This is a genomic window from Streptosporangium sp. NPDC002721, assembly GCF_042888905.1.
Lineage (GTDB): Bacteria > Actinomycetota > Actinomycetes > Streptosporangiales > Streptosporangiaceae > Streptosporangium.
In genome coordinates this window covers 1-24892 of sequence record NZ_JBIAQI010000054.1, presented here as the reverse complement: position 1 = coordinate 24892, position 24892 = coordinate 1, and the positions used below count along the sequence as shown (strand labels likewise).

13 protein-coding genes are annotated in these 24892 nt (G+C 71.9%); 7 read left to right on the top strand and 6 right to left on the bottom strand.

The features are described 5' to 3' along the window. Window positions 1–183: 183 nt before the first annotated feature. Both ACFYWM_RS42755 and ACFYWM_RS42750 read left to right on the top strand, forming a co-directional pair. The gene (locus ACFYWM_RS42755; RefSeq protein WP_389927012.1) at window positions 184–1296 is read left to right on the top strand and encodes an enoyl-CoA hydratase/isomerase family protein; all 1113 of its coding nucleotides are present in this window, start codon (window positions 184–186) and stop codon (window positions 1294–1296) included. Next, complete coding sequence (locus tag ACFYWM_RS42750; RefSeq protein WP_389927024.1) at window positions 1236–1736, top strand: pentapeptide repeat-containing protein; 501 nt, start codon at window positions 1236–1238, stop codon at window positions 1734–1736. The genes ACFYWM_RS42755 and ACFYWM_RS42750 overlap by 61 nt, the downstream gene beginning before the upstream one ends. On the opposite strand, the gene ACFYWM_RS42745 is transcribed toward ACFYWM_RS42750, so the two are convergent. Beyond that, window positions 1634–2401, bottom strand: coding sequence for an ABC transporter permease (locus ACFYWM_RS42745; protein WP_389927009.1), 768 nt, complete (start codon window positions 2399–2401; stop codon window positions 1634–1636). The two genes, ACFYWM_RS42750 and ACFYWM_RS42745, sit on opposite strands and share 103 nt — an antisense overlap. A 3-nt stretch (window positions 2402–2404) precedes the next feature. Continuing rightward, on the bottom strand, window positions 2405–3385 hold the full coding sequence (locus tag ACFYWM_RS42740; protein WP_389927006.1) for an ATP-binding cassette domain-containing protein: 981 nt from the start codon (window positions 3383–3385) through the stop codon (window positions 2405–2407). 181 nt (window positions 3386–3566) lie between these two features. Between ACFYWM_RS42740 and ACFYWM_RS42735 the strand changes: the two genes are divergently transcribed. Then, the gene (locus tag ACFYWM_RS42735; protein WP_389927003.1) at window positions 3567–4319 is read left to right on the top strand and encodes a thioesterase II family protein; all 753 of its coding nucleotides are present in this window, start codon (window positions 3567–3569) and stop codon (window positions 4317–4319) included. Window positions 4320–4437: 118 nt separating this feature from the next. Here the strand turns inward: ACFYWM_RS42735 and ACFYWM_RS42730 are convergent, their stop codons facing one another. Both ACFYWM_RS42730 and ACFYWM_RS42725 read right to left on the bottom strand, forming a co-directional pair. Continuing rightward, complete coding sequence (locus ACFYWM_RS42730; protein WP_389927000.1) at window positions 4438–5376, bottom strand: NAD-dependent epimerase/dehydratase family protein; 939 nt, start codon at window positions 5374–5376, stop codon at window positions 4438–4440. A gap of 66 nt (window positions 5377–5442) precedes the next feature. Next, window positions 5443–6672, bottom strand: a complete 1230-nt coding sequence (locus ACFYWM_RS42725) for a methyltransferase domain-containing protein (protein WP_389926997.1) — start codon at window positions 6670–6672, stop codon at window positions 5443–5445. 279 nt (window positions 6673–6951) lie between these two features. On the opposite strand from ACFYWM_RS42725, the gene rfbB reads away from it, so the two are divergent. Then, window positions 6952–7917: a dTDP-glucose 4,6-dehydratase gene (rfbB, locus tag ACFYWM_RS42720; protein WP_389926996.1), complete on the top strand. Its 966-nt coding sequence runs from the start codon at window positions 6952–6954 to the stop codon at window positions 7915–7917. A 174-nt stretch (window positions 7918–8091) separates the two neighbouring features. Here the strand turns inward: rfbB and ACFYWM_RS42715 are convergent, their stop codons facing one another. Next, window positions 8092–9339 carry a glycosyltransferase gene (locus tag ACFYWM_RS42715; protein WP_389926993.1) on the bottom strand — a complete coding sequence of 416 codons (1248 nt, stop codon included), beginning with the start codon at window positions 9337–9339 and terminating at the stop codon, window positions 8092–8094. Window positions 9340–9786: 447 nt separating this feature from the next. On the opposite strand from ACFYWM_RS42715, the gene asnB reads away from it, so the two are divergent. Together asnB and ACFYWM_RS42705 are read left to right on the top strand one after the other, a co-directional pair. Next, window positions 9787–11649: an asparagine synthase (glutamine-hydrolyzing) gene (asnB, locus tag ACFYWM_RS42710; RefSeq protein WP_389926990.1), complete on the top strand. Its 1863-nt coding sequence runs from the start codon at window positions 9787–9789 to the stop codon at window positions 11647–11649. A gap of 67 nt (window positions 11650–11716) precedes the next feature. Continuing rightward, window positions 11717–13264 (top strand): glycosyltransferase family 39 protein, encoded by a 1548-nt coding sequence (locus ACFYWM_RS42705; protein ID WP_389926988.1) that lies wholly within the window; start codon window positions 11717–11719, stop codon window positions 13262–13264. Window positions 13265–13446: 182 nt separating this feature from the next. Here the strand turns inward: ACFYWM_RS42705 and ACFYWM_RS42700 are convergent, their stop codons facing one another. Beyond that, on the bottom strand, window positions 13447–14496 hold the full coding sequence (locus ACFYWM_RS42700) for a DegT/DnrJ/EryC1/StrS family aminotransferase (RefSeq protein WP_389926985.1): 1050 nt from the start codon (window positions 14494–14496) through the stop codon (window positions 13447–13449). A 395-nt stretch (window positions 14497–14891) separates the two neighbouring features. On the opposite strand from ACFYWM_RS42700, the gene ACFYWM_RS42695 reads away from it, so the two are divergent. After that, window positions 14892–24892 (top strand): SDR family NAD(P)-dependent oxidoreductase (locus ACFYWM_RS42695; protein ID WP_389926982.1); only part of this gene is annotated, 10001 nt, incomplete at its 3' end.

Here is a 24892-nt window from a genome sequence, read left to right as displayed (position 1 = left end):
GTGGTCACTAATGATTGTGCGAGTCGCTTCCGCGGTTCACTGTGTCCGGTGTCATCGGTACGGCGAAGGGACCGGCGGCCCGTGAGCGTCGCGGAACCGGGCGTCATCAGGCGGTGAACGAGGAGATCACTCGTGACCTCGCCAGGCGGCGCGACACGTGCGGCAGGAGGGTGTGTCAGACCAATGGATCGTACAGTTCTGCCAGGTGGAGGACCCAGCGAAGAGGCCGGTGAGGAGCTCGACGGAGGACTCGGCGAAGAGCCCGGTGAAGGGCTCGGCGAAGAGTCCGGTGGGGGACAGGCGGACCACCGGGCGGCGGACGGTGGTGCGGCGGGTCTCGAACTGTCCACGTTGCGGCTCGAACAGTCGGGCCGGGTGCTGACGGCGTGGGTGGACGCCCCGCCGTTCAACTACATGACCTCGGCGATGCAGCACGACTTCATCCGGCTCGCCGAGGCGGTGGAGCACGACGTCTCGGTCGGCGCGGTCGTCGTCACCGGCGCGCCGGCCGGCCGGTTCATCACGCACTTCGACATCGCCCAGATGTCCTCGCAGATGGACGGCACGCCGGAGATCTCCCGCGCGGTCGCCCGCAACCTGTACCGGAGCGTGCGGGCCATGACGGGCTGGGCGGGTGAGCGCGTGGTCGCCCGTTCCTCCCTGAAGGGGCTGCTCGGGGTGGCCCGGTTCCACGACATGGCGCGGCGGCTGATGTACTCCCCGGCGGTGTGGATCGCCGCGGTGAACGGGCCGTGCGGCGGCGGCGGCCTGGAACTGTCGGTCTTCTTCGACATGCGCGTGTCGGCCGACCGTGACGCCTGCTTCGGCCTGCCCGAGTTGTCGCTGGGCTTGAACACCGCCCTGGGCGGGCAGCGGCTCGTCCAGCTCGTCGGGCCGTCCCGGGCCCTGGAGATGATGCTCGAAGCGCGTTTCTACGAGCCGCGGGAGGCTCTGGAGCTGGGTCTGGTGAACCGGGTGGTGCCGGCCGAGGACCTGCTGGACACGGTCCGGCGGATGGCGGAACGCTACGCCGGACGGCCGCGGAACGTCGTGGCCCTGCAGAAGCGGATCCTCAACGACGCCCCTTACCTCTCGGCCCGGGCCAGCCTCGCCCAGGAGGCCGTCGCCGCGTTGACGAGCATGTCCTCACCGGCCACCCGGGCCGCCATGCGGCAGTGGGTGCGGACGCAGGACGGCACCGACGGCGACTCGGTGTTCCTGACCCGGCCCGAACCCTGGATCGAGGGCACCGCGCTCGACATGAACGCCCCCGCGCGCGGACCGGCGTCGCCCTGATCGGTGTCCTTCCCGTCGCGGCGCGGAGGGAACGCGTCCAGGTCCCGCCCGACGCCCCGAGGCCGCCGGGCGCGTCGCGGCACGGGATTCGCCGGTCGGGGCGGGCATCGGTACCGGGGGCGAGGGGCCGCAGAGGCGATCCCCTCGCCCCCGGCGCGAGGCTCAGAGGTGCGGGGCTCGAAGGTGCGAGGCTCAGAGGTGCGGGGCTCGAAGGTGCGAGGCTCAGAGGTGCGGGGCTCGAAGGTGCGAGGCTCAGAGGTGCGGGGCTCAGAGGTGCGAGGCTCAGAGGTGCGAGGCTCAGAGGTGCGGGGCTCAGAGGTGCGAGGCGAGCTCGTGGTCAGACGATCTCGCGGTTGAAGGTTCGCGTGCCCCACCAGACCGACAGCACGGTTATCACCACGAGGATGACGCCGCCGATGACCACCGGCTGGAACGCGTAGTAACCGGTGAAGGTCGCCCTCGCGAGGTCGGCGACCCACGTCAGCGGATTGCACCGCGACAGGATGTAGAGCCACTCAGGGGCCAGTCCGGGCGTTATGGGCATCAGGATGCCCGACAGGAGCGTCAGCGGCAGCAGGCCCGTGCTGATCATCGTGGTGAAGATCGGCTCGTTCTTGGCGAGCAGCGCCACCGTGATCGAGCACGAGGTGAGGGTGAGGGTGAGCAGCGCCCCGACGACCAGGGTCAGCAACGTGCCGGCGACGGTTATCTGAAGATCGAAGAGCAGCCAGGCGACCAGGAACACCAGCATGCTCTGGAGAGCGGTCTGGAACACGCGCATCATGACGTTGCCCAGCAGGAGCGCCGTGCGGCTGGCCGGGGTGACCCGCATGCGCTCCAGCACCCCGGTGCTCAGGTCGCTCAGGAGCTTGTACCCGGTGAACGCGCTGCCCATGAGCACCAGATAGATCGTGATGGCGGGTGTCATGACCATCCAGACGCTCCCGGACATGAACTCCGGCGAATCCTTCATGACCCCGACCATCAACGGGGCGAAGAGCAGCAGCCAGGTCAGGGGCTGGGCGATCTCCAGGCCCATGCGCGCCAGGGACCGGCGGGCGAGGAGCAGCTCGTTCCGGAAGATCAGTGTCGAGTCGCGGAGCACGGGTCACGTCCTGTCGGGGGTCGACGTCTTGGCGATGGCGTCCTCGCGTATGCTCCGGCCGGTCAGTAGCAGGAATATGTCGTCAAGGGTCGGTCGTACGACCTGGATGGAGAGGGTGGGGATGTTCGCGAGGTCCAGGGCGCGTATCAGCTCGGGGATCACGGCCTCCCCCCTCGGCACCTGGAACCGCACGTTGTCCCCCCTGACCAGGAGGTCGGTCGCGTCGGGGAGACGCTCGGCGATCGCGGCCGTGGCCTGGACCATGTCCGCCGGCACCGTGATCTCGACGCGGTGCCCGGTCACCTTCGCCTTGAGGGCCTCGGGAGTGCCCTCGGCGATGATCTGCCCGTGGTCGATGATGAGCACCCGGTCGGAGAAGGCGTCGGCCTCCTCCAGGTAGTGGGTCGTGACGAACACGGTGGTGCCCAGCTCGGTGCGCAGCATGTGGAGGCGCTTCCACAGGGCCGCCCTGCTCTGCGGGTCCAGGCCGCTCGTCGGCTCGTCGAGGAACACGACCTGGGGTGAGTGCACGAGCCCGAGCGCGACGTCCAGGCGGCGGCGCTGCCCGCCGGACAGCGTGCTGACGAGCCGCTTCTCCAGGCCGGTCAGCTCGAGCTGCTCCAGCACCTCCCCGCCGCGGCGCCGCGCTTCGGCCTTCGACAGCCCGTACAGCCTGCCCTGCAGCTCGATCTCCTCGAAGACCGTGTACTCGCCGCTGGTGCCGCCACCCTGCGCCACGTAACCGATGTTCCTGCGGACGCTCGCCGGATCGGCCAGCAGGTCACAGCCCGCGACGGTGGCGGTGCCCGAGGTCGGCCGGAGCAGCGTGGTGAGCATGCGAAAGGAGGTGGTCTTACCCGCTCCGTTGGGACCCAGCAGGGTGACGCACTCACCCGCCGACACATCGATGTCGACGCCCCTGACAGCGTCGACCTGCTGACCTCCCACGTGGAAACTGCGCGTCAGCCCACGGGTTGTGATCATGAAAACCCCTTTCGCCACAGATGGCTAGCAGTGACACTAGATCTCTGAAACTTGTGAAATCACCGGACTTCGTGGCGTACGGACAGGCCGGGGGCCTCCCCGGCTTCTAGTGTTTTTGCGAGTCGTCGCCGGGGTTCACTGGTCTCAGTGGCATTCGGCGAGATGAAGGGGTCAACGGATCGTGACTACCGCGGACGACGTCAGCACCGCATGGATCCGCCGCTACCATCCGGCGGCGGGGGCGGGGAAGCGCCTGGTGTGCTTCCCGCACGCGGGTGGATCTGCCAGCTTCTTCCGCCCGACCTCGGCCAGGTTCTCGCCGGACGCCGACGTGGTGGCCGTCCAGTACCCCGGGCGCCAGGATCGGCTGCGAGAGCCGTGCATCACCGACATCGCCACCCTGGCGGATCGGATCGTCGACGAGCTGATCACGCTGTCGGAGAAGCCGACGGTCTTCTTCGGGCACAGCATGGGGTCGGTGATCGGCTTCGAGGTGGCCTGCCGGCTTGAGCGCAAGGGCGTCAACGCGCCCCACACGCTGATCGCCTCGGGACGCCGCGGGCCGTCCACCCTGCGGGACGAGTCGGTGCACCGGCGCGACGACGACGGCATCATCGCCGAGCTCAAGCTGCTGAACGGCACGGACGCCGGGCTGCTCGGCGACGAGGAGATCCTCCGGATGGCGCTGCCCGCGCTGCGAGGCGACTACCGCGCGATCGAGACCTACCGCGGGGACCCGGAGCGCGGCATGAGCGGTTCGATCACCGTGCTGACCGGGGACGCCGACCCCAGGACGACGGTCGAGGAGGCGGAGGCCTGGAGCAGGCACACCTCGGGGCGTTTCCGCATGCGGGTGTTCCCCGGCGGTCACTTCTTCCTCACCCGGCACCAGCGGGCGGTGAACGAGGAGATCGCCCTGGAACTCGGGGCATAGCGGGACTCGGGGCGCGGGACCGGGCCCGCCGCCGGCGTGCCGCGGGCCTCGAAGGCGTCGTCAGGCGTCGCGGCCTCTGAAAGGCGTCGCCAGGTGTGGCGAGCTCTCGAAGGCGTCGTCAGGCGTTCCAGGTGCTCCACGCGTCGGCGATCAGCTCCGTGAGACCCGACCTGCCGGGAGTCCACCCGAGCTCCTTCACCGCGCGGCTGTTGTCGGCCGTGAGGACCTGCGGTTCGGGCTTGGGCGGCGCCTTCCTGACCGCCACCGGCAGGCCGGTTACCGCCTCCGCCGTCGCCACGACCTGCGCCATGCTGGACGCGACGCCGCTGCCTATGTTGTAGACGCGGTGCTCGCCCGCCTGCGCGGCGGCGAGCGACAGCCGCACCGCCGCCGCCACGTCGAGGACGTGGACGAAGTCGCGGACCGCCGATCCGTCGCCGTTGAGCGTGACGTACGGCGACTCGCCGGTCAGGGCGCGGAAGACGTTCGGGATGATGCGCTCGACAGCGGTGTCGGTGCGCCCGCCGGCCGACCCGGCGATGTTGAAACACCGCAGCGTGACCGCGCCGATCGCCCCGGTGGCGGCGTACGCCGCGACGAGCCGCTCCGCGGCGACCTTCGAGGTCGCGTAGGGACTCTCCGGGCAGGGGTCCAGGTCCTCGCCCAGGGCACCGACGTACCGCGAGCCGTAGACCTTGTCGGTCGAGGCGAACACGAACCGGGCCGGGGGCGCCGACCCGCGGATGCCGTCGAGCGCCATGAGGAGGTTGAGGGTGCCGGTGACGTTCACGTCGTAGTACGTCAGCGGGTCGGCGAACGAGTCCCGCCCCCGGGACACCGCGGCGAGATGGCAGATCGCGTCGAAGCGCCCGGCGGCGACCACCTCCCCGATCCGGGCGCGGTCCCGGACATCACCCCGCACCAGGCCGGCACCGGCGTGGTGCCCCGCGTCCGCGCCGCCCCGGGTCAGGACGGTGACCCGGTGACCGGCGGCGAGAAGATCGAGGGTGACCGCGTGACCGAGATAGCCCAGACCGCCGGTGACCAGGACGTGCACGTCAGTTCCTCCAGGCGGTCGTGATGCGGTGTTCGGGACCGGTCCCGTCCGGCGGGCGGCTCCGGGTCACCTGATGGACAGCTCGGGGAACGGCACGACGAACGAGCCGCCGGCCGCCGAGAAGGCCGCCGACCGGGCGCGGATACCGGCCTCGAAGTTCCAGGCGAACAGCACGCAGTAGTCGGCCGCGTTCGCGGCCAGCCGCTCGGAGCCCACGATGGGGATGCCGTCGCCCGGCGTGAACCCGCCCACCTTGCGCGGGTTGTCGTCGACGATCCAGGCGATCTCGCCGCCCACCCCGGCCTGGGAGAGCAGGGTGACGGCCCGCGCCGACGCGCCGTACCCGCAGATCCGCCTGCCGACTCTCGACAGGCCGCCCAGCACGTCGTTGAGGGTGGTGCAGACCCGGCCGACGCGGTCCGCGAAGCCGTCGAGGAAAGTGCCGTCGGGCACCCCCGCCTCGGCCTCGACGCGCAGGATCCGGTCGAGCTCGGCGCTCGGGGGGCGGGTGTCGTCGTCGCGGCCTATCCAGCAGCGCAGCGAGCCGCCCTGGGTCGGGATGAGGTCGGCGTCGAACACCGCGAGGCCGTTCGCCTCGGCCGCCCGTGCCAGCACGTGCAGGGAGAAGTACGAGAGGTGCTCGTGGTAGACGAACTCGAAGATACCGTGCTGGACCATCGGCAGGACGTGCGCGACCTCGATGACGGCGCAGCCGCCCGGTTTGAGGAGTTGCCGGATCGCGCGCAGGACCCCGTTCACGTCGTTGACGTGGGCGAGCACGTTGCTGCCCAGCACCGCGTCGACGGGCCCGATGTCACCCAGTATCTTCTCGACCGTCTCCACCCCGAAGTGGGTGGTCAGGGTCGGGACCCCGTGCTCCTGCGCGTAGACCCCCAGCTCGACGGCCGGGTCGACGCCGAGCACCCGCATGCCGCGCTCGGCGAAGAAGCTCAGCTGGGTGCCGTCGTTGGAGCCGATCTCCAGGACCTTCGCCCCGGCGGCCAGCCCCAGCCGGTCCGTGACCCGGGTGGCCAGCGCACGGCAGTGGTCGACGAGGGCGGGAGCGGCGCCCGTGGCGTACCGGTAGTCGGCGAAGAGCACCGACCGGGGGATGACGTCCACGAGCTGGACCAGGCCGCACCCGGCGCAGCGCACGAGGTCGAGCGGGTAGCGGTCCTGGGCTCCGGCCAGCTCGGCCGTGGGCGCGATGGCGTTGGCGGGCGGAGTCGGGGTGAGCGAGACCACCTCCTCCAGACGGTTGGTCCCGCACACCAGGCATCGGCCGGTGGTGTCCATCAGCTCTCTCCCCTTCCGCCCATCGGGTCGCCCAAGCCGTCGTGGCCGTCGTGCCCGATCCGCCGGGAGGCGTCTCGACGGCTCCCGGCGGGTCCTCGGCCGGCTGGCGCGGTCGGAGCTTACGTCCGCCAACACTAGGGGAATTACCTGATCGCCTAAGGCACAATCGCCTGAACGTTACCCCTTGAACTGGGGGGAATCACATGATCGCCGACACCGTGTCCCCGTCCGAGTTGTCCGCCAGAGGCGAGGCAGGTACCGCGGATGAAGGAGTATCAGATGCGAATCCTGGTCACTGGCGGAGCTGGGTTCATCGGATCCCATTTCGTACGGTCGATGCTGGACGGCCGGTACCCCGGCCACGAGGACACCCGAATCACCGTCCTGGACAAGCTGACCTACGCCGGCAGGAGGGAGAACCTGCCCGAGGCGCATCCGAGGCTGACCTTCGTGCGCGGCGACATCTGCGACCGGGAGCTGCTGGCCGATCTCGTGCCGGGGCACGACGCGGTCGTGCACTTCGCCGCCGAGTCGCACGTCGACCGGGCGGTGGACGACGCCGAACCGTTCATGTGGGCCAACGTGATGGGCACCCACCGCCTTCTCGAACAGTGCGGGGTCCACGGGATCCAGCGCGTCGTGCACGTGTCCACCGATGAGGTGTACGGCTCGATCGAGCAGGGGTCGTGGACGGAACGGTTCCGGCTCGAACCCAACAACCCGTACTCGGCGTCGAAGGCGGCCAGTGACTGCCTCGCCCGCTCGCACTGGCGCACGTACGGCCTGGACCTGTCGATCACCCGGTGCTCCAACAACTACGGGCCCCGGCAGTATCCGGAGAAGATCATTCCCCGCTTCATCACCCGCCTGCTCCAGGGGCGCGACCTCACGCTGCACGGAGACGGCAGCGCCGTCCGGGAGTGGCTGCACGTCGACGACCACTGCCGGGGCATCTCGCTGGTCCTCGACAAGGGGCGCGCCGGTGAGATCTACAACATCGGCGGCGGGATAGAGCTCACCAACCGGGAGCTGACCGGCCTCCTGCTCGAACTGGCCGGGGCCGACTGGGGCCGGGTCCGCTACGTGGCGGACCGGCCGGTCCAGGACCACCGCTACTCGCTCGACCACAGGAAGATCACCGAGGAGATCGGGTACGAACCCGAGATCGACTTCAAGGAAGGTCTCGCGGACGCCGTCATCTGGTACCGGGAGAACCGGTCCTGGTGGGCGTCCCTCGACGCGTAGGTACCTTGACGCGTAGAGGACTTCGAGGCGTAGGGGACGCGGCCGGAAACCCCGGCAACGGCCCGTGATCGCGGCTCGTGATCGCGGGCCATGACATCGCGGGCTGTGACATCGCGGGCCGTGACGCGATCCCGCCGGGTCATGCGTCTCGCCGTGAGGGTTCCGCGGCCACCGTCACCTGGCCGCGGACACCTCCTCGATCACCTCTTCGATCGCGCGGACCGCCGTGCCGGTCCCGTCCTCCCGGCGGATCGCCGTGCCGAGCGTCCGGGCGCGGGTGACCATGCCGCCGTCGGTGAGCAGGCGATCGAGGGCGCCTCGCAACCAGCCGGCCTTGAAGGTGTGGTGGTGACGGGGCGAGGGCCCGACGCCGAGCTGCGCGATCCTTCTTCCCCAGTGGATCTGGTCGCCCTGGAGCCACACGACCGCCTGCGGGACACCGGCCCGGAACGCCGCCGCGGTCGTCCCGGCCCCCCCGTGGTGGACGACGCACGCGGCGCGGGCGTAGAGCCACCCGTGCGGGACGAAGTCCGCCAGGAACACGTTGGACGGCAGCTCCAGGTCTCCGAGCCCCGCCCAGCCGGACTGCAGGACGACGCGCCGGCCCAGGCCGTGGATCGCCTCCAGCAACTGCTTCGTGACCGCGCCGGCGTCGAACCCGTTGTTCGAGCCGAAGCCGATCACGACCGGCGGCTCGTCGGACACGAACGCCGCGAGGTCGTCCGGGGGGACGTACTCCGGCTCCTCCAGGAACCAGTACCCCGTGGTGCGGTAGGTGGGGCCGAAGAGCGGATCGTGCCCGAGGGTGTGCGGGCTGATGGCGATGAGGTTGAGCAGGGGTGAATGGCTCGCGTCGAAGAGAACGTCGCGCCAGGGCGGAAGGCCGGCCGCGGCGACGACGGGGTTCAGGAGCTTGTCGGTCGCGAGCCTGACCCCCGAGCCGACGATCGACCACGCGAGGGCGTTGCCGAGGGGCCCGAAGTCGACGTTGTTCGGGCCGTGCCCACGCGCCCGGCGCAGCGGCCAGGTGTGGTGCACGCTCACCTGGGGCGTGCCGACCGCGCGCGCCGCCGCGACCGCGCCGATGGCCAGCGGTGAGTGGATGACGACGTCGGCCTCGCGTGCCAGCTCCATCAGCTGGGGCACCGCGGCACGCTGCTCCCGCGCCAGGAAGTCGATCACGACCGTCAGCTGCCGCAGCTTGTTCCGCTCGCCGAGGATGCGGGCGTAGTTCTCCTGGAACTCCGTCGCGCTCCACCCCGGCCTGCCGGCGAAGGGGACACCGACGGCGTCGGCACGCGCCGCGTAACCGTCGGAGGCCGAGAACGTGACGTCGTGGCCCGCCGCGAGCAGTTCCTTCCCGAGGGCGAGGAAGGGCTGGAGATCCCCCTCCGAGCCGACGGTCACTATGAGGGCACGCATCGCGTCAGAGCCGGACGGCCGAGGACGTGTCGGCGGTGATCAAAATCGGGTTCACCTTTGACTGCCTCCTTGGACCGGCTGCCGAAGCGACATGTGTGACGAGTCCGAGCAGCGATCTTGTTTTCCTGTCCTGCGCATCCTGACGCGGCCGATTCCCGGAAATCACTAGAACCCGGTTCCCGGAAATCACCGGAACCACGGTGCCGGCGGGGATGACGTGCGGGTCCTCCGGCGCCGGCGCGGGTGGCGCGCGGTTCCTCGCCGCCGCGCCGGTGAGTCCGGCTCCTCCCCGCATCACCGAAACCGACTAGGCGTTTTCCTAGAGAAAGGTGCCTAGCATCGGGTTTCGACAGGGCGTCGGGACCGTCGCCCGCGTCAGCGCTTCGTCGGGATCCACCCGAGCAGGCCACCCACGAGAGCCGTGGCCGATTTCTGTGACAGAGACAGATGAGGAGAGGGCCGGTTATGTGTGGGATCACGGGCTGGGTGTCCTATGACGCGGACCTGACCGAACGGCAGGCCACGATCGACGCGATGACCGCCACCATGGCGCTGCGCGGGCCCGACGCCTCCGGGACGTGGCTTCGACGGCACGTCGCGCTCGGCCACCGGAGGCTGGCGGTCATCGACCTGGACGGCGGCGTGCAACCCATGGAGTTCGCCACGCCGGACGGCCCGGTGGTCCTGGTGTACAGCGGCGAGGCCTACAACTTCGTCGAACTGCGCGGGGAGCTGCGGGCCCGAGGGCACCGGTTCCGTACCGCGAGCGACACCGAGGTCGTGCTGAACGGCTATCTCGAATGGGGTGAGGGCGTCGTCGACCACCTCAACGGGATGTTCGCCTTCGCCGTCTGGGACAGCCGCGACCAGAAGCTCGTCATGATGCGCGACCGGCTGGGGGTGAAGCCGCTCTACTACTACCCGACCCGCGACGGTGTGCTGTTCGGGTCGGAACCGAAGGCGATCCTGGCCAACCCCCTCGCCCGCCGGGCGGTCGACATCGACGGGATCCGCACGGCGGTGACCGGCATCGGGCCGGGGCAGGCGATCTGGAAGGGGATGCACGAGGTCGAACCGGGCACGTTGGTCACCGTCGACGCGAGCGGAATCCGCAAAAGGACGTACTGGAGGCTGCGCACGGCGCGGCACACCGACGACCAGAGGCGCACGGTCGAACGGGTGCGGCAGCTGCTCGACGACACCGTCAAGCGGCAGCTGATCTCCGACGTGCCCCAGTGCGTCCTGCTCTCCGGCGGGCTGGACTCCAGTGCGATCGCCGCCCTCGCGTCGCCCGAGCTGACCGCGGCCGGTGAACGGCTGCGCACGTTCTCGGTCGACTTCGTCGACCACGTCGACCGCTTCCAGGCGGACGTGTTCCGGACCACCCCGGACGCGCCGTTCGTCAGGGACATGGTCGACCGGATCAAGCCGGTGCACCGGCAGGTGGTGCTGAACGCGGAGGACCTGTCGGATCCGGCCATCCGCCGCGCCGTGATCACGGCACGGGACACGCCGAACGCGTTCGGCGAGTCGGACATCTCGATGTACAGGCTGTTCCGGGAGATACGTAACGAGTCGACGGTGGCCCTGTCCGGCGAGGCGGCGGACGAGAACTTCGGCGGCTACCGGTGGTTCCACGACAAGACCCGGGACTTCCCCATCTTTCCCTGGATGGCGGCGGTGCTCGGCGCGCAGGCCGGCGCCTCCGACGTCATGCCCTTCACCGCGGAGGGGCTGGCGGCCCTGGAACTGGACAGCTACCTCGGGGACCAGTACGCGACGGCGGTGGCGGCCGTCGAGCATCTCGACAGCGCGTCACGGGTCGAGCGTCAGATGCGCGTCATGTTCCACATGCACCTGACCAGGTTCCTGCGGATGCTGCTCGACCGTAAGGACCGCCTCTCCATGGCGGTCGGTCTCGAGGTGCGGGTCCCGTACTGCGACCACCGTCTCGTCGAGTACGTCTACAACGTGCCGTGGAAGCACAAGTCGTTCGACGGCAGGGAGAAGAGCCTGCTGAGGCACGCCGTGAAGGACCTGCTCCCGCCGTCGGTGGCCGACCGGGTGAAGAGCGGTTACCCGACGATGATGCACGACACCCGCTACTCGAGTGCCCTGCAGATCCAGGGCAAGGAGGTGCTGGCCGACGCCGACAGCCCGCTGTTCGCGCTGTTCAACCGGGAATGGCTGAAGAACGCGGTCGAGATGGACTCGTCGACGATCTCGCACGGCGACAAGCTCCTCCTGGACAAGATCATCGACATGCACTGCTGGCTCGACATCTACTCGCCCGAGTTCTCCCTGTCCTGACCATTCCGGAGCCGGATCGAGGGCGCCGCCCCGGCGGCCGGAACCTACCTGAGAGCGGGAGAGCAGGATGGACGAGTCCGCCGTGAAGGCGCCCGAGGCGCCTTCAGAGGTCGTCGAGCCGGAGGGCACGATCGCGCCCCTGGCCTGGGGGCCCGTGTCGGTCATCGCCGGAGCGGTCGCGGTGCTGCTGTTCGCGACGAGCGGCCGGTACGGCTACTTCGCCGACGAGCTGTACTTCGTGGCCGCCGGCGGGCACCTGGACTGGGGGTACGCCGACCAGCCGCCCCTGCTGCCGCTGATCGCGCACGTGATGGACACGCTGTTTCCCGGATCCCTGGTCGCGCTGCGGCTTCCGGCGACGGTGCTCACGGCGCTGGGGGTCGTCGTCGCCACCCAGATCGCCAGGGAGCTGGGCGGCCGGCGCCGGGCGCAGGTGACGACCGCCGCGGTGTCCGCCATCGGCATGGTCGTCAACGGCCACCTCCTGGCCACGAACGCCTTCGACGGGTTCCTGTGGGCGCTGGTCTCCTGGCTGGTGATCCGCTGGGTCCGGTTGCGCGACGAGGGACGGCGGGACGACCGCCCGCTGCTGTGGGCGGGTGTCGCCACGGCCGTCGCCCTGCAGGTCAAGTTCCTGATCCCGGTGCTGTGGCTCGCGCTGGGAGTGGCCGCGCTCGCGGTGGGGCCGCGGGACCTGCCGCGCAGGCCGCTGCTGTGGGCCGGTGCCGCGATCACCGTGCTGACGATGCTTCCCGGGCTGGCCTGGCAGGCCGGGAACGGGTGGCCGCAGTTCGAGATGGTCCGGACGGTGTCCGAGGAGGTGAGCCTGAACGGCGGCCGCGCGCTGTTCCTCCCGCTCGTGCTCGCCCAGCCCGGCCTGCTCGTCGGGAGCGTGCTGGCCTGGTACGGCCTGTGGCGGCTGCTGCGCTCCCCGCTGCTCCGGCCCTACCGGTTCTACGGCGTGGCCGCCGTCGCGGTGATCACGGTCTTCTGGCTGGCCGGAGGCCGGTGGTACTACGTGATCGGGCTGTTCCCGGTGCTGTGGTCCGCCGCCGCGGTCGAGCTGCAGCGGCGCCGGCCGGCGCGCTGGTGGCGGTGGGTACCGACCTGGCCGGTCGTCGCGCTGTCGGCGCTGCCGTCCCTCTACTGGCTGCCGGTCCTGCCCGCCGACCAGGTGCGGCAGCCCGGCCCCGGCGAGAACCCCGGGGTCAACCTCGTCACGATCGGCCAGTTCGGCTGGCCGGAGTTCGCCGACGCCGTCGGCCGGGCGTACCGGGCACTGCCACCGGACGAGCGGCGGGACGCCGTGGTGATCACCAGGGTCTACTGGCAGGCCGCCGCCCTCGAGTTCTACGGCCCCGAGCGGGGGCTGCCGAAGCCGTACAGCGGCAGCCGCGGCTACTGGTACTTCGGCACGCCTCCCCCGGGGACCGGCACGGTGCTGTACGTCGGCGACGAGGCCGGGCGGCTGCGGTCGTACTTCGGCGACGTGCGGCGGGTGGCCACCGTGGACACCCGCCTCGGCCTGGAGGTCGGCACGCCCGTCTGGCTGTGCCGTGAGCCGAGGGCCCCGCTGCCGGAGCTGTGGCCGGAGTTCCGGCGGATGGCCGTCTGAGGGGACGTACGGGGACACGGGAGCTTCGGCCGGCCGGGAGCGAGAGGATCATCCGGCCGGCACGTCGAACGGTCAGCACACCGAACGGTCATATACGTGAACAGGCGCACGTGAACGGTTACGCACGTAGACGGTCAGCACGCCGAAGGGTCACGCGTGTAGACGGCCACATACGCGAACGGTCATATGCGTGCGCGGTCATACGCGTGCGTGTCGCGTGGCCCGGTCCCCTGGTAGAACTCGCGTACCTTCCCGATCACCCAGTCCTGGTCGGACTCGGTCAGCCCGGGGTCGGTGGGCAGGTAGAGCCCGTCGGCCGCGAAGCGGGCGGCGTTCAGCGAGGGCCAGTCGGGGGTGCGGTACATCGGCTGGCGGCTCATGGGCTGGAAGAACGGCCGGGTCTCGATGCCCGCGTCGGTCAGGAACTCCCGCAGCTCCTCGCGCCGCTCCACCCGGATGTCGTACATCCACAGGACGTCACGGGGCGGCATGATGGTGACCCCGTCGATGCCGTCGAGCCCGCTGTCGTAGTGGTTCTCGATCCGCTTGCGGATGGCGAGGATCTCGTCGATCTGCTCCAGCTGGGCCAGGGCGACCGCGGCCTGCATGTTCGTCATGCGGAAGTTGTAGGCCAGCTTCTTGTGGATGAAGTCGTGCTCCTTGCTGAAGGCCATGCTGCGCAGGTGGGCCATCTGCTGGGCGAGATGCTCGCTGTTCGTGACGCAGACGCCCCCCTCGCCGGCAGTGATGATCTTGTTGGCGAACAGCGAGAAGCACGCGATGTCGCCCACCGGGCGCACGCCGTGCGCCTCCGCCGAGTCCTCCACCACCCTCAGGTTGTACTCGTGCGCCAGCTTCATGATCGCGTCCATGTCGCACCGCCGGCCGTAGACGTGCACCGGCATGATCACCTTGGTACGGGGGGTGATCCGGGACTCGATCAGCGAGACGTCGATGTTGAGGTCGTCGGCGCAGTCCACGAACACCGGCACCGCGCCGGTGTAGGTGACCGCCCACGCGGTGGCGACCATGGTGAACTCGGGCACCAGCACCTCGTCGCCGGGACCGACCCCGAGCGCCCGCAGGGCGAGGGTGAGGGCGGTCGTGCCCGAGGAGCACGCGACGCCGTACGAAAGGCCGTTGTACTGGGCGAACTCCTCCTCGAAGCGCCTGACGAAGGGGCCCTGCGAGGATATCCAGCCGGAGCGGACGGCCTCGGTGAGGTACTCCATCTCCCGTCCTGCGAGGTACGGTTTCGAAACCTGATATCTGAACGCCATGGGGTTCCTCACTCATCAGCCGGCCGGCTCGTCGGCACGGGGCGATAAGAGGCGCTCAGAAGATCCCGCCCCCTCGCCGCGTCGCGACACGGGACTCTCCGGACACGCGCCGGGCCAAGTACAGGAGAACCCGGACGGCACTCGTGAAAACACTAGGATCCGCGCGCCCCGGGGCGCAGACCTGGCCCGCGGCGCCGCACAACTAGTGAAACGCGCAGCCTGTGCTCGGCATAGTTCGAGCTGGCCGTAGGGCCACGAGCCGGACGCGGTGATCCGGACGCCCGCCCTCGCCGGGCGGCGAACCGGTCTCCGCGTGTCGGCATGACGACGTGTATGGGGAGCGGTGCGTGAATCGATCCGAGTTCATGCCTGGCCATGACTCCGGCGCGGATGACGATCGCATCGCGATCGTCGGGGTGTCCTGCCGGTTGCCCTCCGCGCCGGGACCGGCGGAGTTCTGGCGGCTGCTGCGCGACGGCGTGAGCGCCGTGTCCACGGTGCCACCCGGCCGCTGGAGCGCGGACGCCGAGCCCGATGCCGGTACGGACGCCGAGCCCGGTTCCGGTACGGACGCCGAGCCCGGTTCCGGTGCGGACGCCGAGCCCGGTTCCGGTGCGGACATCGAGCTCGGTCCCGGCGCGTACGGCGCGTTCCTGGACGGGGTCGACCGGTTCGACGCCGGGTTCTTCGGGATCTCGCCCCGCGAGGCCCGCGCGATGGATCCCCAGCAGCGGCTCACGCTGGAACTCGCCTGGGAGGCGCTGGAGGACGCGCGCATCGCGCCCGCCCCCCTCCGGGGCACCGACGTCGGCGTGTTCATCGGCGCGACGGCGGACGACTACGCGCTGCTGAGCCGGCGGAGCGGCGCGGCGGGGATCGGCCACCACTCGCTCACGGGCGTCAACCGCAGCATCCTCGCCAACCGGGTCTCGCACTTCCTCGCCCTGACCGGCCCGAGCATGGCCGTGGACACCGGCCAGTCGTCCTCTCTGGTGGCGGTGCACCTCGCCTGCGAGAGCATCCGCAGCGGCGAGTCCGCCATGGCCCTCGCGGGCGGGGTCCAGCTCAACCTCGCCGAGGAGGGCGCCCTGGCGGCCGAACGGCTCGGCGCGCTGTCCCCGGACGGCAGGTGCTTCACCTTCGACGCGCGGGCGAACGGCTACGTCCGAGGCGAGGGCGGCGCCGTCGTCCTCCTCAAGCCGCTGTCGCGCGCCCTCGCGGACGGCGACCACGTGTACTGCGTCATCTCGGGCAGCGCGGTCAACAACGACGGTCCCGGCGAGACGCTCACCACCCCGAGCCCTCGGGCGCAGGAGCGGGTGCTGCGGTCGGCGTACCGGCGCGCGGGCGTGGATCCGGCGAGCGTCGGCTACGTCGAGCTGCACGGCACCGGCACCAGGGTGGGCGATCCCGTCGAGGCCGCCGCGCTCGGCGCGGTGCACGGTACGGGCCGCTCGGGCGTGCCCCTGTGGGTGGGATCGGCCAAGACCAACGTCGGCCATCTGGAGGGCGCCGCCGGCATCGTCGGGCTGCTCAAGACCGTACTGGCCATCGAGCACCGCCTGCTGCCGCCGAGCCTGAACTTCGAGCGGCCGAACCCCGCGATCCGCCTCGACGAGTGGAACCTGCGGGTGGTGGGGTCCCCCACGCCGTGGCCGCTGGGCGCCGGTGACGAGGGCGGTGACGGGGACGGGCGTCTCGTCGCGGGCGTCTCGTCGTTCGGCATCGGCGGCACCAACTGCCACGTCGTGCTGACCTCCGCCCCGGAGCGCCCCTTCCCGGCGTCGGTGACCGAGCCCGGCGCGCCGGGGGAGCGGTCCGGGGCTGAGGGGTCCGGGCCGGAGGATTCTGGGCTGGAAGGGTCCGGGCTGGAAGGGGCTGGGACGGCGGGTTCGTCACCGGTGTACTGGTCGCTGTCCGGCCACACCGAGAGCGCGCTGCGGGCGCAGGCGGCCAGGCTCGCCCGCCACGTCAGGGAGCGGGAGGACCTCTCGCCCGGTGACGTGGCCTTCTCGCTGGCGACGACGCGGGCCGGCCTGCGCCATCGGGCGGTCGTCATCGGTGAGGGGCGCGAGCGACTGCTCCAGGGGCTGGACGCGCTGTCGGCGGGGCGTTCCGCGCCCGGGGTGGTGCGCGGCAGGACCGGCGCCGACGCCGGGTCCGCTTCCTCTTCCGCTTCCGGTTCCGGTGGCACGCCTCCCGGCCCGGTGGGGCTCGCCGACCGGCCGGTCTTCGTGTTTCCCGGCCAGGGATCGCAGTGGACGGGAATGGGAGCGGAACTGCTCGACTCGTCGCCGGAGTTCGCCGCCGCCATGGCGGAGTGCGAGGCGGCGCTGGCGCCGTTCGTCGACTGGTCGCTGACGGGCGTCGTCCGGGGAGAACCCGGCGGCCCGTCCACGAAACGCGCCGACGTGATCCAGCCCGTGCTGTGGGCGATCATGGTCTCCCTGGCGGGGCTGTGGCGGTCGTACGGCGTGGAACCGGCCGCGGTGGTGGGCCACTCGCAGGGGGAGGTCGCCGCCGCGTGTGTCGCGGGCGCGCTGTCGCTGGAGGACGGCGCCTGGCTCGTGACCGCCAGGTCGAAGCTGATCACCGAGGTCCTCTCCGGCAGGAGCGGCATGGTCTCGGTGGAACTGCCCTCGGAGGTCATGGACGACCGGCTGGCCCGCTGGGAGGGCCGCCTGACCGTCGGCGCCGTGAACGGCCCGTCCTCGGTGGTGGTGTCGGGGGACAACGAGGCGCTGGCCGAGATGACGGCCGAGTGGGCGGACACGGTGCGGATGGGCCGGGTCAACATCGACTACGCCTCGCACTCCTCCGTCGTCGAGCAGATCGAGGAGCGCCTGGCAACGCTGCTGGCACCGCTCCGGCCGCGCAGCTCGGCGATCTCCTTCTACTCGACGGTGACCGGCGCCCCGCTGGACACGGCGGAGCTCGACGGCGACTACTGGTACCGCAACCTGCGCCGGCCGGTCGACTTCCAGGGCGCGGTCGGGCGACTGCTGGCCGACGGCTTCGGTCCCTTCGTCGAGGTGAGCCCGAACCCGGTACTGGTCGGCAGCCTCCAGGAGAGCGCGCGGACCGCCGGCCGCCCGGTGGTGGCCGTCTGCACCATCCGGAAAAACGACGCCGGGGTCTCCCGCGTGATGACCTCGGTCGCCGAACTCCACGCGAACGGGGTGGAGGTCGGCTGGGAGAGGCTTCTGCCCGCCGGGTCCCGGGTCGAGTTGCCGACGTACGCGTTCCAACGTGACCGTCACTGGCTGGAGGAGCCCGGCCGGGGAGGGGGGCGGGGTGAAGCGGGTCGCCGGACGCGGACGGGATCGGGGCCGGCACAGGCGTCGGGATTGGCACGGGCATCAGGACCGGCACAGGCGTCGGGATTGGCGCGGGCGTCGGGACTGGGATCGGGATCGGGATCGGCGGGCGACGGGGGACCGGACAGGTCGGACGAGCCGGGCGGACTGGACGGACTGGACGGACTGGACAGGCTGGATGGGCCAGATGCCGTCCGGGCCGGTTCCGGCAGCTCGCTGGACCTGGTCCGTGACGCGTGCGCGGCGGTCCTCGGGACCTACGATCCCGACGGGATCGATCTCGGCCTGCCCTTCAAGGAGCTCGGCTTCGACTCCGCGATGCTCGTCGAGCTCACGACCCGGCTCCATCCGGCCGACGGGCCCGCGCTGAGCGCCACCGTCCTCTTCGACCACCCCACGCCGGCGAGACTCGCCGCCTACCTGGGGTCCATGACCGCCACCGGTTCCGAACCTCCGCCTCCGGAACCGGTGGCCTCTCCTCCCGCGGCGGGCGAGCCCATCGCGATCATCGGGATGGCCTGCCGCTACCCGGGCGGGATCGACTCCCCGGAAAGCCTGTGGCGGCTGGTCGACGCCGGTGTGGACGCGGTGTCGGCGCTGCCCGCCGACCGTGGCTGGCGGATGGGGGCCCTCCCCGCGGACCATCCCGGCGGCTTCCTCCACGATGCCGGAGACTTCGACGCCGCGTTCTTCGGGATCTCGCCGCGTGAGGCGCTGGCGATGGATCCGCAGCAGCGGCTGGCGCTGGAGGTGACCTGGGAGGCGGTGGAGCGGGCCGGGATCCCGCCGTCGTCGCTGGAGGGCACCCGGACCGGCGTGTACCTGGGCGCGATGGCGCAGGACTACGGCGTCCGCATGCACGAGGCGTCCGGCGACGCCGAGGGCTACACGCTGACGGGCACCTCGCCCAGCGTCCTGTCCGGCCGGGTCGCGTACACCCTGGGGCTGGAGGGCCCCGCGATCACGGTGGACACCGCGTGCTCGTCGTCGCTGGTCGGCCTGCACCTGGCCGCGCAGGGGCTGCGTTCCGGGGAGTGCTCGCTGGCGCTGGCGGGCGGGGTCACCGTCATGTCGACGCCGGGCATCTTCCTGGAGTTCGCCAAGCAGGGCGGCCTCTCCCCGGACGGGCGGTGCAAGGCGTTCGCCGACGCCGCCGACGGTACGGGATGGGCCGAGGGCGTCGGCGTGCTGGTGCTGGAACGCCTGTCGGACGCCCGTCGCAACGGTCACCGGGTGCTCGCCGTGCTCCGCGGGTCGGCCGTCAACTCCGACGGCGCCTCCAACGGCCTCACCGCCCCCAGCGGCGTCTCCCAGCAGCGGGTGATCCGGCAGGCCCTCGCCGGCGCCGGGCTCTCCCCCTCGGACGTGGACGTGGTGGAGGCGCACGGCACGGGCACCAGGCTGGGCGACCCGATCGAGCTCCAGGCGCTGCTGGCGACGTACGGGCAGGACAGGCCGGACGACCGGCCGCTGCTGCTCGGGTCGATCAAGTCGAACATCGGTCACACCCAGGCGGCGGCCGGGGTCGCGGGTGTGATCAAGATGGTGATGGCCATGCGGCGGGGGATCGTGCCGCGGACGTTGCACGTCGACGCCCCCACCTCGCACGTGGACTGGTCGGCCGGTGCGGTCGGGCTGGTGACCGAGCGCGCCGGTTGGCCGGAGGCCGGACGGCCCCGCCGGGCCGGGGTGTCGTCGTTCGGGATCAGCGGCACCAACGCACACGTGATCGTCGAGCAGGTGCCGGACCCTTCCGCCGACACGGCACCGGGGGCGTCCACCCTGGTGCCCTGGGTGGTCTCCGGTAAGACCGAGGCCGCGCTCGGCGCCCAGATCGACCGGTTGACGTCCTCCGTGGCCGAGAGCGGAGCGGACCCGGCCGACATCGGCCACGCGCTGGTGACGGCCCGTTCGGAGTTCGCCCACCGGGCGGTGTTGCTGGCGGGAGGCGACGGCGTGGCCGAGGTGGCACGCGGCGTCGCCGGTCCGCCCGGCCCGCTGGCGGTGCTGTTCGCGGGACAGGGCGCGCAGCGGATCGGGATGGGCCGCGACCTCGCCGCCCGGTTCCCGGTCTTCGCCCGCGCGCTCGACGACGTGTTCGCGCGGCTGGACGGCAGGCTGGAGAGGTCGCCGCGCGAGGTGATGTTCGGCACGGACGCCGGGGCACTGGACCGCACCGAGTACACCCAGCCGGCGCTCTTCGCGATCGAGGTGGCGCTCTTCCGCCTGGTCGAGTCCTGGGGCGTGACACCGGACCTGCTGGTGGGGCACTCGATCGGCGAGATCGCCGCCGCCCATGTGGCCGGGGTGCTGTCGCTGGACGACGCCTGCACGCTGGTCGCCGCCCGGGGCAGGCTGATGCAGCGCCTGCCCGAGGGCGGGGCGATGGTGTCCGTCCAGGCGGGCGAGGCTCAGGTGGAGCCGGTGCTGGAGGACGGGGCCGTCATCGGCGCGGTGAACGGCCCGTCGTCCGTCGTGATCGCCGGAGCCGAGGACGCCGTCCTGCGCGTCGCCGCGCGCTTCGGCGGGACCAGGCGCCTGCGGGTGAGCCACGCGTTCCACTCGCCGCTGATGGAGCCCATGCTGGCGGAGTTCCGGGAGGTCGTCGAAGGGCTGACCTTCCGGCGGCCGGGGACGCCGATCCTCTCCACCGTGACCGGCGGGCCGGTCGACGCCGCGTACCTGTGCTCGCCGGATTACTGGGTGGACCACGTCACGCGTCCGGTGCGCTTCGCCGACGCGATCCGCGCCGCCGGGGCGGCGGGGGCCAGGGTGTTCCTGGAGCTCGGCCCGGACGGCGGGCTGTCGGCACTCGTCCACCAGAACCTCTCCTCACCGACCGACCGGAACCCGGCCGGAACGCAGAACCCGGCCGAGACGCCGGGAGCGGCCGGGACACCGGGACCGATCGGGGCGCCGGGAGCGGCCGGGACGCCGGGGCTGGCCGGGACGCCGGGAGCGATCGGGACGCAGGGACCGGCCGAAGCGTCGGGGCCGGTGGCCTTTCCCATCCTGCGCAGGGACCGTGGCGAGGAGGTCGCGGCACTGGCGGCGGCCGCCCGGCTGTACGTGCACGGGACGCCGGTGCGGTGGCCGGAGCTGTTCTCCGGCACGGCGGCGGCCCATCGGGTGGACCTGCCGACCTACGCGTTCCAGCGGGAGCGATACTGGCCCCACCCCTCGGCGACCGCGGGCGACGTCACCTCCGCCGGGCTGGACCGGTCGCGGCACCCGCTGCTCGGCGCGGCGGTGGAGCTGCCCGACACCGGCGGGTTCCTGTTCACCGCCCTGGTCTCGACGGCCGCGCATCCGTGGCTGTCCGACCACGTGGTGGCCGGACGGGTGCTGTTCCCCGGCACGGCCTTCGTGGAGCTGGCCGTGCGGGCGGCCACCGAGGTCGGGTGCGGCCTGGTGGAGGAGCTCACGCTCACCGCGCCGCTCGTACTGCCCGAGCGGGGCGACGTGCGACTGCAGGTGGCGCTCGGCGCCGCCGACGGCGGCGGTGGCCGGACGATCGGCGTGTACTCCCGCCCGTCGGACGAGCCGGACGCGCCCTGGACCCGGCACGCCACCGGCGTGCTCGCCCCCGGCCTGCCGGGCGTCCCCGACCCCGGCATGGGCGAGTGGCCTCCCGCGTACGCCGTCCCGGTGGACCTCGGCGACTTCTACGAGCGGCGGGCGGAGGTCGGCTTCTCCTACGGTCCCGCGTTCCGGGGGGTACGCGCCGTCTGGCGTGCCGGCCGGGAGATGTTCGCCGAGGTCGCCCTGCCCGAAGGACCCGCGGCCGACGCGGGCTCGTACGGGCTGCACCCGGCCCTGCTCGACGCCGCGCTGCACGTGGCGTCCCTCGCCGGGCTCGACGAGGCGAGCGGCGGGCTGCTGCCGTTCGCCTGGACCGGGGTGTCCCTGCACGCGTCCGGCGCCTCGACGCTCCGCGTCCGGATGAGCGGGGCCGGTACGGACACGATCACGCTGGTCGCGGCCGACGCCGGGGGCGGCGTGGTCGCGTCGGTACGCTCCCTCGCGCTCCGTCCTTCGAACGATCCGCGGCCCGCGGCGCGCGCCGGCGGCGGACCGCTGCTGCGGCTGGACTGGCCGCTCGCGCCGGAATCCGGGAACGGGGACCGTCCGGCGAGGCGCTGGTCGGTGCTCGGCTCCGACGGGTGGGGGCTCGTCCCCGCCCTGCGCGCGGCCGGGCAGGTGGCGGACCTCGTGCGCGAGCCGGACCCGGCCGCGGACGTGACGCTGGTCGAGATCCCGACGCCGGCCGGGGACGACGTTCCGGCCGCCGTGCGGTCGGTGACCTCGGAGGTCCTGGCCCGGCTGCGGGAGATCGGGAGCGACGAGCGCGCCGACACTCCCGTGATCTTCGTGACCCGTGGAGCGGTGACCACCGATGCCGATGCCGATGCCGCGGCCGTGCCCGACCTCGTCGCGGCGGCGGTCTGGGGCCTGGTGCGTTCGGCGCAGGTGGAGAGCCCCGGGCGGTTCGTCCTGCTCGATCTCGACGCCGGACCGGTGACCGGCGAGACGCTGGTCGCGGCGTTCGACTCCGCGTTCGACCCGGCGTTCGGCCCCACGGAGCCGCAGGTCGCGATACGCGACGGCCTGCCCCGGGTGCCGAGGCTCGTCGCGGCCACCGACGACCGCGCCGCCTCACCCGCGCCGGGCACCTTCCTGGGAGCCGGTGAGCCCGCGCCGGACGCCCTCGGGGGAGCCGGTGATTCCGTACCGGACGCCCTCGGGGGAGCCGGTGACGGCGCCGCCTCACCCGTATCGGAACCCGTATCGGACCCCTTCCGAGGTGCCGACGGCACCGTGCTCGTCACCGGTGGCCTGAGCGGGCTGGGCGCGCTCGTCGCCCGCCACCTGGTGGCCGAGCACGGCGTACGGCACCTGACGCTGGTCGGCCGTCGCGGCCCGGACACCGAGGGCGCCGCGGAGCTGACCTCGGAGCTGGCCGCACAGGGGGCCGAGATCACGGCCGTCGCCTGTGACGTGTCCGACCGAGACGCCCTGGCCGAACTGATCGCCGGGATCTCCCCGGAGCACCCGCTCACCGGTGTGGTGCACGCCGCCGGTGTGCTCGACGACGGGCTGATCGGGGCGCTGACCCCCGAGCGGATCGACACCGTGCTGCGGCCGAAGGTGGACGGCGCCTGGCACTTGCACGAGCTCACCCGCGACCTGGACCTGACCGCGTTCGTGGTGTTCTCCTCGGTGTTCGGGACGCTCGGCAACGGCGGCCAGGCGAGCTACACCGCGGCGAACGCCTTCCTCGACGCCCTCGTACGGCAGCGTGCCGCCCTGGGGCTGGCCGCCCTGTCGATCGGGTGGGGACCGTGGCGGCAGGACACCGGGATGACCGCGGCCCTCACCGGGACGGACATGCGGCGCATGAGCCGGGCCGGGTTGCGCACCCTGTCCGGCGAGCAGGGACTCGCCTTCCTCGACGCCGCGCTGGCGGTCCCCGAACCGGTGGTGGTGGCGGCGCGGCTGGACCGGGCCGCGCTGCGGGAGCGGAGCCACGTCCCGGCGGTCTTCCGCGCGCTGGTACCCGCCCCCATGCGGCAGGCGGCCGCCGCGTCCACCGGCTCCGGCGCGCTCGCCGCCCTGTCGGGGGTGGCGCTCGGCGAGGCCGTGTCCACGCTGGTGCTCGGGCAGGTCGCCGCCGTGCTGGGCCATGCCTCGGCGAACGCGATCTCACCGGACCTCACCTTCCAGGACCTCGGCCTGGACTCCCTCACCTCCGTGGAACTGCGCAACCGGCTGATCGAGGCGACCGGCCTCCGGCTGCCCGCCACGCTGGTGTTCGACCGGCCCACCCCGACGGCGGTGACCGGCTTCATCCGCGAGCGACTCGACGGCGTCGAGACGACCCCCGCGCCGCCCGTGCGGGTCACGGCCCCGGACGACGAGGACCCGATCGTCATCGTCGGCATGGCCTGCCGCTACCCGGGTGGCGTCACCTCCCCCGAACAGCTCTGGGAACTGGTCACCGAGGGCAGGGACGCCATCTCGGACTTCCCCGCCGACCGGGGCTGGGAGCTCCCGGACGCGTCCTTCGCCCGCGCGGGCGGGTTCCTGTACGACGCGGCCGAGTTCGACGCGCCGTTCTTCGGGATCTCGCCGCGCGAGGCGCTGGCGATCGACGTCCAGCAGCGGTTGCTGCTGGAGACCTCCTGGGAGGCCGTCGAACGGGCGGGCATCGACCCGCTCACCCTGAAGGGCAGCAGGGCCGGTGTCTTCGCCGGGATGATGTACCACGACTACCCGTCGACGGGAGACGGGGCACCGGACGAGCTGCGCGGGATCGTGGTCAACGGGACCACGGGCAGCGTGACCTCCGGGCGGGTGTCGTACACGCTGGGCCTGGAGGGTCCGGCGGTGACGGTGGACACGGCGTGCTCGTCGTCCTTGGTGGCGGTGCATCTGGCGGCGCAGGCGCTGCGGTCGGGGGAGTGCTCCCTCGCGCTGGCCGGTGGGGTGACCGTGATGTCCACCCCGGACACCTTCGTCGACTTCGCCCGCCAGGGCGGCCTGAGCTCTGACGGCCGGTGCCGCTCGTTCTCCGAGTCGGCCGACGGGGTGGGCTGGTCCGAGGGTGTGGGCGTGCTGGTGCTGGAGCGGCTCTCGGACGCGCGCCGCAACGGTCATCGGGTGCTGGCGATCCTCCGTGGTTCGGCGGTGAACCAGGACGGCGCCTCCAACGGGTTGACCGCTCCGAACGGCCCGTCCCAGCAGCGGGTGATCCGCCAGGCGCTGGCCGGGGCGGGGTTGTCGGCGTCGGACGTCGACGTGGTCGAGGCACACGGCACCGGTACGACGCTGGGCGACCCGATCGAGGCCCAGGCCCTGCTGGCGACGTACGGCCAGGACCGGCCGCAGGACCGGCCGGTCCTGTTGGGCTCGATCAAGTCGAACATCGGCCACACGCAGGCGGCGGCCGGTGTGGCGGGCGTGATCAAGATGGTCATGGCGATGCGGCATGGGGTGCTGCCCAGGACGCTGCATGTGGACGCGCCGTCGTC

What these genes read in the sequence shown, in the direction of transcription:
- ACFYWM_RS42755 (WP_389927012.1), top strand. Translation starts at nt 184, where the DNA reads ATGGATCGTACAGTTCTGCCAGGTGGAGGACCCAGCGAAGAGGCCGGT.
- ACFYWM_RS42740 (WP_389927006.1), bottom strand. Translation starts at nt 3,385, where the DNA reads ATGATCACAACCCGTGGGCTGACGCGCAGTTTCCACGTGGGAGGTCAG.
- ACFYWM_RS42725 (WP_389926997.1), bottom strand. Translation starts at nt 6,672, where the DNA reads ATGGACACCACCGGCCGATGCCTGGTGTGCGGGACCAACCGTCTGGAG.
- rfbB (WP_389926996.1), top strand. Translation starts at nt 6,952, where the DNA reads ATGCGAATCCTGGTCACTGGCGGAGCTGGGTTCATCGGATCCCATTTC.
- ACFYWM_RS42715 (WP_389926993.1), bottom strand. Translation starts at nt 9,339, where the DNA reads ATGCGTGCCCTCATAGTGACCGTCGGCTCGGAGGGGGATCTCCAGCCC.
- asnB (WP_389926990.1), top strand. Translation starts at nt 9,787, where the DNA reads ATGAGGAGAGGGCCGGTTATGTGTGGGATCACGGGCTGGGTGTCCTAT.
- ACFYWM_RS42705 (WP_389926988.1), top strand. Translation starts at nt 11,717, where the DNA reads ATGGACGAGTCCGCCGTGAAGGCGCCCGAGGCGCCTTCAGAGGTCGTC.
- ACFYWM_RS42700 (WP_389926985.1), bottom strand. Translation starts at nt 14,496, where the DNA reads ATGGAGTACCTCACCGAGGCCGTCCGCTCCGGCTGGATATCCTCGCAG.